This window comes from Butyrivibrio hungatei NK4A153 (assembly GCF_000424465.1).
Classification (GTDB): domain Bacteria; phylum Bacillota; class Clostridia; order Lachnospirales; family Lachnospiraceae; genus Butyrivibrio; species Butyrivibrio hungatei_A.
Map to the genome: position 1 here is coordinate 51,926 of NZ_KE384198.1, position 13,032 is coordinate 64,957.

General features: G+C 43.5%; 10 protein-coding genes and 1 other annotated feature. All 10 genes read right to left on the reverse strand.

Going from position 1 to position 13,032, the window contains the following annotated elements:
* Positions 1 to 18: 18 nt before the first annotated feature.
* The 10 genes from rpoC to rpmG all read right to left on the reverse strand — a co-directional run bounded on the left by rpoC (position 19) and on the right by rpmG (position 12,929).
* Positions 19 to 3,738: a DNA-directed RNA polymerase subunit beta' gene (rpoC, locus tag G628_RS0115015; RefSeq protein WP_051199249.1), complete on the reverse strand. Its 3,720-nt coding sequence runs from the start codon at positions 3,736 to 3,738 to the stop codon at positions 19 to 21.
* 53 nt (positions 3,739 to 3,791) lie between these two features.
* Positions 3,792 to 7,664, reverse strand: a complete 3,873-nt coding sequence (locus tag G628_RS0115020) for a DNA-directed RNA polymerase subunit beta (protein WP_027209476.1) — start codon at positions 7,662 to 7,664, stop codon at positions 3,792 to 3,794.
* A 300-nt stretch (positions 7,665 to 7,964) separates the two neighbouring features.
* Complete coding sequence (rplL, locus tag G628_RS0115025; RefSeq protein WP_026655666.1) at positions 7,965 to 8,339, reverse strand: 50S ribosomal protein L7/L12; 375 nt, start codon at positions 8,337 to 8,339, stop codon at positions 7,965 to 7,967.
* A gap of 68 nt (positions 8,340 to 8,407) precedes the next feature.
* Positions 8,408 to 8,986: a 50S ribosomal protein L10 gene (rplJ, locus tag G628_RS0115030; RefSeq protein WP_027209477.1), complete on the reverse strand. Its 579-nt coding sequence runs from the start codon at positions 8,984 to 8,986 to the stop codon at positions 8,408 to 8,410.
* 22 nt (positions 8,987 to 9,008) lie between these two features.
* Positions 9,009 to 9,144 (reverse strand) — a sequence feature (ribosomal protein L10 leader region).
* A gap of 47 nt (positions 9,145 to 9,191) precedes the next feature.
* Positions 9,192 to 10,436 carry a CapA family protein gene (locus tag G628_RS17660; RefSeq protein ID WP_051199241.1) on the reverse strand — a complete coding sequence of 415 codons (1,245 nt, stop codon included), beginning with the start codon at positions 10,434 to 10,436 and terminating at the stop codon, positions 9,192 to 9,194.
* 145 nt (positions 10,437 to 10,581) lie between these two features.
* Positions 10,582 to 11,271: a 50S ribosomal protein L1 gene (gene rplA, locus G628_RS0115040; protein WP_026515652.1), complete on the reverse strand. Its 690-nt coding sequence runs from the start codon at positions 11,269 to 11,271 to the stop codon at positions 10,582 to 10,584.
* A gap of 13 nt (positions 11,272 to 11,284) precedes the next feature.
* Entirely contained in the window at positions 11,285 to 11,710 is a 426-nt protein-coding gene (gene rplK / locus G628_RS0115045; protein WP_026655669.1) for a 50S ribosomal protein L11, read from the reverse strand.
* A gap of 142 nt (positions 11,711 to 11,852) precedes the next feature.
* Positions 11,853 to 12,479, reverse strand: coding sequence for a transcription termination/antitermination protein NusG (gene nusG, locus G628_RS0115050; protein WP_081670765.1), 627 nt, complete (start codon positions 12,477 to 12,479; stop codon positions 11,853 to 11,855).
* A gap of 12 nt (positions 12,480 to 12,491) precedes the next feature.
* Positions 12,492 to 12,746 carry a preprotein translocase subunit SecE gene (gene secE, locus G628_RS0115055; protein WP_081670766.1) on the reverse strand — a complete coding sequence of 85 codons (255 nt, stop codon included), beginning with the start codon at positions 12,744 to 12,746 and terminating at the stop codon, positions 12,492 to 12,494.
* A 33-nt stretch (positions 12,747 to 12,779) separates the two neighbouring features.
* A complete protein-coding gene (rpmG, locus tag G628_RS0115060; protein ID WP_026515656.1) occupies positions 12,780 to 12,929 on the reverse strand; it encodes a 50S ribosomal protein L33 in 150 nt (49 codons plus the stop codon).
* Between the last annotated feature and the right edge of the window lie 103 nt (positions 12,930 to 13,032).

Genomic DNA, 13,032 nt, shown 5'->3' on the forward strand with positions numbered 1-13,032 from the left:
ATAATGTCAACTTTTTTATTATTCGTCTTCGGATACAGAAACTTCCTCGTCGAAATCATCATCACTGACAATTACTTCGTCATCTAAATCTCTCTTCTTTTTCTTAAGAATGAGCTTCTCAGAATCTGCAAAGTTTGCGTCGGTATTAAGAGGAGTATTTCTATATCTCTTCATACCTGTACCTGCAGGGATCAACTTACCGATAATAACGTTCTCTTTAAGTCCGATAAGTGGATCAACCTTTCCTTTGATAGCAGCATCCGTAAGAACCTTAGTTGTTTCCTGGAAGGAAGCAGCTGACAAGAATGAGTTTGTTGCAAGAGCTGCCTTTGTAATACCAAGTATTACCTGCTTGCCCTCTGCAGGTCTCTTTCCTTCAGATATAAGTGCTTCATTGCTGTCCTCAAAGTCAAGCACATCTACAAGTGTTCCGGGAAGGAAATCTGTATCTCCGCTCTCGTCGATTCTTACCTTCTTGAGCATCTGACGAACGATAACCTCGATATGCTTATCGCAGATATCAACACCCTGTAAGCGGTAAACTCTCTGAACCTCTCTTAAGAGGTAATCCTGTACTGCACGGATTCCCTTGATCTTAAGAAGATCGTGAGGGTTAACTGAACCTTCAGTAAGTTCATCACCGGCTTCAATTGTTGTTCCGTCCTGAACCTTGATACGTGATCCGTAAGGGATGAGGTAAGCTTTTGACTCGCCGGTCTCATCATTTGTTACGATAACTTCACGCTTCTTCTTTGTATCTCTGATCTCAGCTCTTCCGTCAAGTTCTGAGATGATTGCAAGTCCCTTAGGCTTTCTTGCCTCGAACAACTCCTCTACACGGGGAAGACCCTGTGTGATATCGCCACCGGCAACACCACCTGTATGGAATGTTCTCATGGTAAGCTGTGTACCGGGCTCACCGATTGACTGAGCAGCTATGATACCAACTGCCTCACCAACCTGTACTGCCTCACCTGTTGCCATGTTAGCACCGTAGCACTTAGCACAGATTCCGTTGTGTGACCGGCAAGTAAGGATTGTACGAATCTTAACTGCCTCAACAGGCTGTCCCTTAGCATTAACACCTACTGAAAGGATCTTAGCGGCACGGGAAGGAGTAATCATATGATTCTTCTTAACGATTACGTTTCCGTCCTTGTCCTTGATAGTCTCACATGAATATCTTCCTGTGATTCTGTCCTTCAAAGGCTCAATTGTCTCCTTACCATCCATGAATGCCTTAACTGTCATTCCGGGGATAACATCCTTATCGGCGCAGCAGTCAATGTCACGAATAATAAGTTCCTGTGATACGTCAACCATTCGACGTGTAAGGTATCCTGAATCGGCTGTTCTAAGAGCTGTATCTGACAGACCCTTACGAGCACCGTGAGCTGACATAAAGTATTCCAAAACGTCAAGACCTTCACGGAAGTTTGACTTGATAGGAAGCTCGATAGTACGACCTGTTGTATCAGCCATAAGTCCACGCATACCTGCGAGCTGCTTGATCTGCTGGTTACTACCACGGGCACCTGAGTCAGCCATCATGTAGATATTGTTGTACTTATCAAGACCTGCAAGAAGCACATCTGTAAGTTCCTTATCGGTCTCCATCCAAGTATCAACAACTGCACGATAACGCTCTTCATCAGTGATAAGACCACGACGATAGTTTGTTGCGATCTTATCAACTGTAGCCTGTGCTTCATCAAGCATCTGCTGCTTCTGCGGAGGCACAGTCATATCAGCGATTGAAACGGTCATAGCTGCTCTTGTTGAGTAGTGATAACCTGTAGCCTTGATATTATCAAGAACCTCTGCTGTCGCGAATGTTCCGTGTGTATTGATCATAGCGGTAACAATCTGCTTAAGCTGCTTCTTACCAACCATGAAATCTACTTCAAGCTTAAATGCATTCTCAGGATTGCTTCTGTCTACAAATCCAAGATCCTGAGGAATGATCTCGTTAAAGAGGAATCTTCCGAGAGTTGACTCTACGATTCCGCTCTCAACTGTTCCGTCAGGCTTATTTCTCTCCATCCTGATCTTGATTCTGGTCTGCAATGTGCAGTATCCGTTCTCATAAGCAAGAATTGCTTCGTCTACGCTCTTGAAGAACTTGCCTTCACCCATAGCACCGGGTCTTTCCTGTGTAAGATAGTAGATACCAAGTACCATATCCTGTGTAGGAACGTTTACAGGGCCACCATCTGAAGGCTTAAGCAAGTTATTAGGTGAGAGCATAAGGAATCTACACTCAGCCTGTGCCTCTACTGAAAGAGGAAGGTGTACAGCCATCTGGTCACCGTCGAAGTCGGCGTTGAAAGGTGTACATACAAGAGGATGAAGCTTAATAGCCTTACCTTCTACAAGGATAGGCTCGAAAGCCTGAATACCAAGTCTGTGAAGTGTGGGAGCACGGTTAAGCATAACGGGGTGCTCTTTGATAACATCCTCAAGTACATCCCATACCTGCTCATCAAGTCTCTCAACAAGCTTCTTGGCATTCTTTATGTTCTGTGAAATTCCTCTGGAAACAAGTTCTTTCATAACGAAAGGCTTGAAAAGCTCGATAGCCATTTCCTTAGGAAGTCCACACTGATAAATCTTAAGTTCAGGTCCTACTACAATAACTGAACGTCCTGAATAGTCAACACGCTTACCGAGGAGGTTCTGACGGAATCTTCCGGACTTACCCTTAAGCATATCTGAAAGTGACTTAAGCGCTCTGTTTCCGGGTCCTGTAACAGGTCTTCCTCTTCTTCCGTTATCGATGAGGGCATCAACAGCTTCCTGAAGCATTCTCTTCTCGTTGCGAACGATGATATCAGGTGCACCGAGATCAAGAAGTCTCTTAAGTCTGTTGTTTCTGTTAATAATTCTTCTGTAAAGATCGTTAAGATCTGATGTAGCAAAACGTCCACCGTCAAGCTGTACCATGGGGCGAAGATCCGGAGGGATTACAGGAATGCAATCCATGATCATCCATGCAGGAAGGTTTCCTGACTCTCTGAAGGCTTCTACAACCTCGAGACGCTTGATGATTCTTGTTCTCTTCTGTCCGCTGGAAGTATCAAGGCCTTCCTTAAGCTCCTGATACTCTTTTTCAAGATCGATATCAAGGAGAAGCTCTTTTATAGCCTCGGCACCCATTCCTGCACGGAACTTAGGGCCCCACTCCTCTCTCGCATCCTGATATTCTTTCTCTGAAAGTACCTGCTTGTACTCAAGTGTTGTCTCACCGGGATCAAGCACTATGTAAGAAGCAAAGTACAATACCTTCTCAAGTACACGGGGTGAAAGATCAAGAATAAGTCCCATTCTGCTGGGGATACCCTTGAAGTACCAGATATGTGATACAGGAGCTGCAAGCTCGATGTATCCCATTCTTTCACGACGTACACTGCTCTTTGTGATCTCTACGCCACAACGGTCGCAGACAACACCCTTATATCTAATCTTCTTGTACTTACCGCAGTGACATTCCCAATCCTTGGTAGGTCCAAAAATTCTTTCACAGAACAGACCGTCTCTTTCAGGCTTTAATGTTCTGTAGTTAATTGTTTCAGGCTTGGTAACTTCTCCGCTCTTGGGATCGTTATCAATTCTATGAGCCCAGCTTCTGATCTTCTCAGGAGAAGCAAGACCAATCTTGATTGAGTCGAAAGTCATCGGCTGATAGGTCTGCTGCTGGGTTGTTCTTCCACTTGAAGCCTCATTTATTGCTTTATTCATTGTTGAATCAGACATTCGTAACCTCTTTTCTTTGCTTTGTTAGTTACTGCAAATCACTCGTCATCAGATGCATCGCCAAAATCATCAAAACTGTCATCTGAATCAAAGTTTCCGGAATCCTCAACTTCCGATACAAGTTCACCACTTTCATCGAAACGCTGCTGTGTATATCCGTTTGCCTCAAATGATTCCTGTCCATAGTCACGACCTGCGTTATCGCCTTCGATCTCTGTGCGATAATCAGAATCTGTATAATCAACGCTCTCTTTGATTTCAACTTCTGTGTTGTCTTCGCGAAGAACTTTGATGTCAAGTCCGAGTGACTGAAGCTCCTTCAAGAGAACCTTGAATGACTCAGGTACTCCGGGTTCAGGAATATTGTCACCCTTGATAATAGCTTCATATGTCTTAACACGTCCTACAACATCATCAGACTTAACTGTAAGAATCTCCTGCAATGTGTATGCAGCACCGTATGCTTCCAGCGCCCAAACTTCCATCTCACCGAAACGCTGTCCACCGAACTGAGCTTTACCACCCAGAGGCTGCTGTGTAACAAGTGAGTAAGGACCTGTTGAACGAGCATGGATCTTATCGTCAACCAGGTGATGGAGCTTAAGGTAATGCATGTGTCCGATTGTTGTCGGGCTGTCGAACTTCTGACCTGTTCTACCGTCACGAAGCTGAACTTTTCCGTCCGATCTGATCGGAACACCCTTCCAAAGCTCTCTGTGATCCCTGTTCTCATATAAGTAATCCATGATCTCAGGAACAACAATATCTTTGTACTTAGCTTCAAAGTCTTCCCATGAGCTGTTAACGTAATCGTTAGCCATCTCAAGAGTATTCTGAATATCTATCTCGTTAGCACCGTCGAAAATAGGTGTTGCGATGTTAAATCCAAGTGCCTTAGCAGCAAGTGAAAGGTGAATCTCGAGGACCTGTCCGATATTCATACGGGAAGGAACGCCGAGAGGGTTAAGCACGATGTCGAGAGGTCTGCCGTTAGGAAGATAAGGCATATCCTCGATAGGAAGTACGCGGGAAACGACACCCTTGTTACCGTGACGTCCGGCCATCTTATCACCTACGGAAATCTTTCTCTTCTGTGCTATATAGATACGAACTGCCTGGTTAACACCGGGTGAAAGCTCATCTCCGTTCTCTCTTGTAAATACCTTCGCATCAACGATGATACCGTACTCACCGTGAGGAACCTTAAGAGATGTATCCCTTACTTCTCTTGCCTTCTCACCGAAGATTGCTCTAAGGAGTCTCTCTTCAGCTGTAAGCTCTGTTTCTCCCTTAGGAGTAACCTTACCCACAAGGATATCACCTGCACGAACCTCAGCACCGATACGGATAATTCCGCGATCATCAAGATCCTTGAGTGCGTCATCACCGACACCGGGAACGTCTCTTGTAATCTCTTCAGGTCCAAGCTTGGTCTCACGAGCTTCTGCTTCATATTCTTCGATATGTACAGATGTGAATACATCGTCACGTACAAGTCTCTCTGAAAGAAGAACAGCATCCTCGTAGTTATAACCTTCCCAAGTCATGAAACCGATAAGAGGGTTCTTACCGAGTCCGAGTTCTCCCTGTGAAGTTGAAGGACCGTCGGCAATAACCTGTCCTGCTTCAACATGGTCGCCCTTAAATACGATAGGTCTCTGGTTGTAGCAGTTACTCTGGTTAGATCTCTGGAACTTAATAAGATGGAATTCTTCTTTTTCTCCATCATCATATGTCATCTGAATAAGCTTACTGTCAACAAAGTCAACAGTTCCGGCTTTTCTTGCGACTACGCAGACACCTGAGTCAACAGCTGCCTTACGCTCCATTCCTGTTCCTACTGCAGGAGCTTCTGTTGTAAGAAGCGGCACCGCCTGACGCTGCATGTTTGATCCCATGAGGGCACGGTTAGCATCGTCGTTCTCAAGGAAAGGAATAAGTGCTGTAGCTACTGAGAATACCATTCTCGGAGACACGTCCATGTACTCAAATGCAGTCTTAGGATATGCTGATGTCTCCTCTCTGTAACGACCGGAAACTGTGTTGTTCTTAAAGTATCCGTTTTCGTCAAGAGGTGTATTAGCCTGAGCTACATGATAATTATCTTCTTCATCTGCTGTAAGGTATTCAACCTCGTCAGTTACTCTGGGATTTTCAGGATCTGACTGGTCTACTTTACGGTATGGAGCCTCAACGAAACCATAATCATTAACTCTTGCATAACTTGCGAGTGAGTTGATAAGACCGATGTTAGGTCCTTCAGGTGTCTCGATAGGGCACATACGTCCATAGTGTGTATAGTGTACGTCTCGAACCTCGAATCCGGCTCTGTCTCTTGAAAGACCACCGGGTCCCAAAGCTGAAAGACGTCTCTTATGTGTAAGCTCACCAAGAGGGTTGTTCTGGTCCATGAACTGTGAAAGCTGTGATGAACCAAAGAATTCCTTAACAGCTGCCTGTACAGGCTTAATGTTGATAAGGATCTGAGGAGAAACTTCCTCTGTATCATGAGTTGTCATTCTCTCACGAACAACTCTCTCAAGTCTTGAAAGACCGATACGATACTGATTCTGAAGAAGCTCACCTACGCAGCGGATACGTCTGTTGCCCAAGTGATCGATATCATCGTCATTACCGATACCGTATTCAAGGTTGATGTTATAGTTGATAGAAGCAATGATGTCTTCTCTTGTAATGTGCTTGGGAACAAGCTCATGCACACGCTTCTTGATTGTCTCAGCAAGGCCCTCGGGATCGTTCTTTGCTGTATACTCATCAAGAATTTCTTTAAGAACAGGATAATAAACATCCTCATTGATTCCGAGTTCAGCGGGGTCGCACTCAATGAAGTGTGTAATATCAACCATCATGTTTGAAAGAACCTTAACATTGCGCTCTTCCTCCTGAAGGTATACATAAGGAATAGCACAGTTCTGGATCTCTGTTGCAAGTGCGCGGTCAACCTTAGTACCTGCAGATGCGATCATCTCACCTGTAAGCTCGTCAACTACGTCCTGTGCAAGCACATGATCATTAATTCTGTTCTTGAAATGAAGTTTCTTATTAAACTTATATCTTCCTACCTTAGCAAGGTCATATCTTCTTGAATCGAAGAACATTGCATTGATAAGACTCTCTGCACTCTCTACTGAAAGAGGCTCGCCGGGACGGATTTTTCTGTACAGTTCAAGAAGGCCGCTCTGATAATCTGATGAAGCGTCCTTAGAAAAGCTTCCCTGAATCTTGGGCTCATCACCAAAGAGTTCGAGAATTTCTTCATTTGTACCTATTCCGAGAGCTCTGATAAGAACTGTTACGGGAACCTTTCTGGTTCTGTCAACTCTCGCGTAGAATACGTCGTTGGAGTCTGTTTCATACTCAAGCCATGCACCTCTGTTAGGAATAACAGTACATGCTATAAGTTCCTTTCCAACCTTATCGTATGTGATATCGTAGTAGATACCGGGGGAACGTACCAACTGACTGACTATAACTCGCTCGGCTCCGTTGATAACGAACGTGCCCGTCGCAGTCATAAGAGGAAGGTCGCCCATAAATATTTCATGTTCCGTAAATTCGTTCTTTTCCTTGTTGTGAAGGCGAACCTTTACCTTTAAAGGTGCAGCAAATGTTGCATCTCTCTCCTTGCACTTCTCAATCGTATTCTTATTTTTGTCAATCTCATCCTCACAAAGCTTGAAATCAACAAATTCCAGACTGAGTTTGCCACTGTAGTCCTCAATAGGAGAGATATCGTCAAAGACTTCTTTCAAGCCTTCGTCGAGAAACCACTGATAGGAATTCTTCTGAACTTCAATCAGGTTTGGCATCTCCAGGACTTCCTTCTGGCGCTGGAAGCTCATTCGGATGTTCTTACCAGAGCCGGTAGGATGTAATCTGTTTTTTTCCATTGACATTCACCCCGTTCTTTAAGTTTTTTTGATATTGATAAAGACTCTTACCTGCAAGACAGTATAAAAATGCACAGTAAGACACACTACACCATAATAGTGCATCATCCATTGTACTTCTATAGAAACTTCATGTCAAGCAAAATTTAATATTTGCTTTCAGAAATTTTAGAAAATTTAGATTTTATGAAGCCTAAAGATTATCAGCTTCAGTAACAGAACCCTGAAAGAGCTGATTTAAAGAAAGTAAAAGACGGACTGCTTATAGCAATCCGCCTTTGAATTTGCATAAAAATCAAATTACTTAAGAGTAACCTTAGCGCCTTCAGCCTCAACCTTAGCCTTGATCTCATCAGCCTCAGCCTTTGAAGCGTTCTCCTTGATTACCTTAGGAGCGCCCTCTACGAGATCCTTTGCTTCCTTAAGTCCAAGACCTGTGATCTCACGAACAACCTTGATAACCTTAACCTTGTTAGCACCAACCTCTGTAAGCTCAACGTTGAACTCAGTCTTCTCTTCAGCACCTGCTGCGCCAGCGCCTGCTGCTGCAACTACTACTCCAGCTGCTGCAGATACACCGAACTCTTCCTCGCAAGCCTTTACAAGATCATTTAATTCAAGAACTGTTAACTCTTTGATAGCATCAATAATTTCTGCTGTAGACAACTTTGCCATTTTTATACCTCCGTATAGTTTTATTCATAAATATTATATGTTTCGTTTTTTACGAAGCCTTGCACAGATTACTCTGCTGCAGGTGCTTCAGATGCAGCTTCCTCAGCTGCGGGTGCTTCAGCTGTTTCAGCCGGAGCAGCTTCCTCTGTTGCAGGAGCTTCCTCGCCACCCTTCTCTGCGATCTGCTTGATAACGCGAGCGAAGTTTGTGATAGGTGACTGCATAGAGCCAAGCAACTTTGAAAGAAGAACATCCTTTGAAGGGATCTCAGCGATTTCTGTCATTGCTGCTGCGTCATAGAATTTACCTTCTATAACACCACCCTTAATCTCAAGGGCCTTAGCCTGCTTAGCGAAATCATAAAGGACACGTGCAGGTGCTGCAGGATCTGTTGTAGATACAGCCATTGCACTAGGTCCGTTGAGGAGATCTCCAAGCTGCTCGAAATCTGTTCCCTTGAACGCGAAGTTCATCATTGTGTTCTTATAAACCTTGTAAGTTACGCCTTCTTCACGAAGTTTCTTACGAAGTTCTGTATCCTGCGCAACAGTAAGTCCGCGGTGATCTACAAGAACAACTGCCTGAGCATCTTTGATCTTCTCTGAAATCTCTTCAACTACAGGCTTTTTAAGTTCAACCTTTGCCATTTTTTTACCTCCTTTTAGAATAAATTCCGAAAAAAAACTCTCGAAGACATCGAGAGTTGAAAAGTCTGAAACTTTAACTTTTCCTCGGCAGGCGCTTGATAAACATTATGTTCTATAAATAGAACACCTGCTGTCTTCGGCTTAGTTCTGCGTTTCTACACAAAACCTCATATAATTTAACACAGATAAGCCGTATTGTCAACACTTATTTGGGACTTATATTACCTTTTGCATCCATATTTATTCCGGGCGACATCGAACACATCGAATCCATGATACGTCTCTTCTCCTCTCCGCTTGCCGCAAAGACCGTACACCCCTGCTGAATTCCGGGGATAAACTGAAGATTGACGTTTCCGTCATTATGAATTGTGGCCTTCACCATGCATGTATCCTGCGTTTTGGAAGTAAAAATGTAATTTCCCAAACTGTACACAACCGGAACACCGTTTACATAGTCGATCGGTTGAAGTATATGGGGGTGAGATCCGATTATAAGATTAGCTCCCGCATCTGCAATCTCTATTGCCTGATCTCTCTGAAGATAGTCTATTTCCGTTGTGCTCTCCGTTCCCCAATGTATAAACACGACAACAAATGCATTCTTCTCTCTTGCTTCTCTGATTCTTTCAAGTAAAAGAGAATCATCAAGACATCTGAAAACTCCGGGAGACTCCCCCGTTGCACCCTTCGTATCGGGATTAGAAAGTCTCTCGATCTGCGTTGCGCAGATAATTGCTATCTTCATTCCGTTCTCAGTCAGATAATATATGGGATGCGAAGCTTCATCAATATTTTTTCCCGCTCCGCCATAGATAACTCCCGCGTCATGAAGCGCTGTAAAAGAGTCCAAAAGAGCCTGCTCGCCATAATCATATGCATGATTATTTGCAAGTGATACCATATCAACGCCCATCTCATTCAAAACTTTTGTTGTCTCAGGCCTTGCCCTGAATGTATAAGTTTTTCCCTGAAGCGGCTCGCCGCCGTACGAATAAGGGAACTCATTATTGACGAGCATAAGATCAACATTTCTCATCTCGGAAAGAAGCTTTTTTCCAAAAACACCTCTCACAGAATCCCCATGTTTCTTGAAAGCTTCTCCGACTGCGTAATTGTCGTCAAAGAGAATATCTCCCGCAAAGCCGATAGTCACAGCATCCTTGTCTTTTGTCTTTATAGAATACGAGTATGCTTCATCGCCTTCGTATACTTCTGCAGCATTTCCTGCATTTTCATCTCCGGCAATTGCAGCATTTTTTGCCTGACCTGCTTCGGGTATAACATCCCATACCGAAAGAATACTCTCGGTATCACTCGACGATCCGTCGAATAAAGCAACTATTCCGATTACAAAAATCCCACTAAATACCACAATCAGGAATGTTGCCGCAAATGCGAACGATGCATTTCTTAAAGTTTTTGTGTTTTTAGCAAAATGTTGTTTCATAACAAAGAGTATACCACAATATATTGTTAGAGCAAAATATCGAAAAGTCTGGGATTCTCACTAAGCTCGCCATGGCTCGCTAAGTGCTCTGCTCAAAAAAAGAACGAGTCCTCAGACTCGTTCTTTAATGTATTCAGTATGTTTATCAATACTTGTTTGCTACAACCTTTACGCCGGGGCCCATTGTTGTTGCAAGAGTGATGCTCTTGAGGTACTGACCCTTTACGGATGAAGGCTTAGCCTTTGCGATTGCATCCATAAGTGCGTTGAAGTTCTGCTCAAGCTGTTCCTCTGAGAAAGAAGCCTTTCCAACAGGAACATGAATGATGTTAGCCTTATCAAGTCTGTACTCGATCTTACCGGCTTTGATATCATTAACAGCCTTAGTTACATCCATAGTAACTGTGCCTGCCTTAGGGTTAGGCATGAGACCCTTAGGTCCGAGAACCTTACCGAGACGTCCTACAACACCCATCATATCAGGTGTAGCAACTACAACGTCGAAATCAAGCCATCCTTCGTTCTGGATCTTAGGAATAAGTTCCTCTCCACCAACGAAATCTGCTCCGGCAGCCTGAGCCTCGTCAAGCTTTGTTCCCTTAGCAAATACAAGAACCTTAACAGTCTTACCTGTTCCGTTAGGAAGAACAACAGCGCCTCTGATCTGCTGATCAGCGTGACGGCTGTCACAACCTGTCTTGATATGAACTTCTACAGTTTCATCAAATTTAGCAGTTGCTGATTTCTTAACAAGAGCTATTGCATCAGCGGCTTCATACTGCTGTGTCTTATCAATAAGCTTAGCAGCTTCTAAGTATTTCTTTCCGTGTTTCATCTCTCATCCTCCATCAGTCTTCTACTACGATTCCCATACTACGTGCTGTTCCAGCGATCATGCTCATAGCAGCCTCGATATCAACAGCATTAAGGTCAGGCATCTTTGTCTCTGCAATCTTTCTAACTTCTTCCTTAGAAATAGTTGCAACCTTAGTCTTGTTAGGAACTCCTGAACCCTTCTGGATCTTAGCAGCTTTCTTAAGAAGAACTGCTGCAGGTGGAGTCTTTGTGATGAATGTGAAACTTCTGTCTGCATATACAGTGATAACTACAGGGATGATAACGTCACCCTTGTCTGCTGTACGTGCGTTAAACTGCTTTGTGAATTCACCGATGTTTACACCGTGCTGACCAAGTGCGGGTCCAACCGGTGGTGCTGGTGTTGCTTTACCAGCCTGGATCTGTAACTTAATGTATCCTTCGACTTTCTTTGCCATTTTGGCACCTCCTGAAAATATGTGGTCGGCGCATCATCTCCTGGAAACGATGCTCCCACTCCAGTGACATGCCCCAAACAGGGCTATATATCCAAGCGCTCTCGCACTTAAATATCAAAAAATAAATGATCTGCTATACAAATCAGCTGTCAATTCTTCTTACTTCAGCGAAACTGATTTCTACAGGTGTCTCACGTCCAAAGAGATCTACGTTAATGGTAGCTGTCTGCTTACCAAAATCCATTCTCTGAACAACACCCGCTGTATCCTTCCAAACTCCGGCTACAACTGCAATCTCATCACCAACACCGAAATCAACAGAAACTGTATCTGTCTTGATTCCGAGAGGCTTGATCTCAGCATCTGTAAGAGGAACCGGCTTGCTTCCGGGACCTACGAAACCGGTAACACCACGTGTGTTACGCACTACATACCATGTCTCATCGTTCATATCCATGTTCACAAGGACATAGCCGGGGAACATCTTTCTCTGAACGTTCTTGCGAACGCCATTCTTAACTTCAACTACATCCTGAAGAGGGATCCTTACTTCAAAGATCTGATTCTCAAGATGTCTGTTAATGATGGCACTCTCAAGGTTATCCTTAACCTTCTTCTCGTATCCGGAATATGTGTGCACAACATACCAATGAGCGTTTTCGTTCGTATCAGTACTCTGTGTTTCAGCCGCTGCCTCATTGTCTGCGGAAGCGGTTGAATCTGATAATACCTCATCAGATTCAAAAGACTTTTCCATCTCTTCTGACATATTATCTCCTTATTATTTAGAAACAGACATTAAAAGATTAATGCCTTCTTCAAACGCATAGTCCAATACAGCTATCAAGATACAGCAAACAATAGAAGCAACCACAACTGCGGTTGTCTGCTTAACAACATCATCTTTTGTAAGCCAGATAATCTTGCCAATTTCCGCTTTTACGCCTTCAAAAAATCCTCTAATCTTGTCAATGAATGACTTGCCGGATTTATTTGAAGTTTTGGACTTGTTCTCTACTACCTTGGTCTCTTCCATACCCGCAGTCTACCTCCTATACAAGGATGAAAATTACTTTGTCTCTTTATGTAAAGTATGAGCTTTGCAGAAAGGGCAATACTTCTTCATCTCAACACGATCAGGATGTGTCTTCTTATCCTTTGTTGTGTCATAGTTACGATTTTTGCACTCTGTGCAAGCCAATGTAATTCTTGTACGCATTATCTCACCTCCGGGCGTAATAGTCGTTTAATAAACAATACTTAAATAACTTATTTTTAAGCATAAAAAAAAGACATAAATCTTTTGTCGCCTACTCAATATA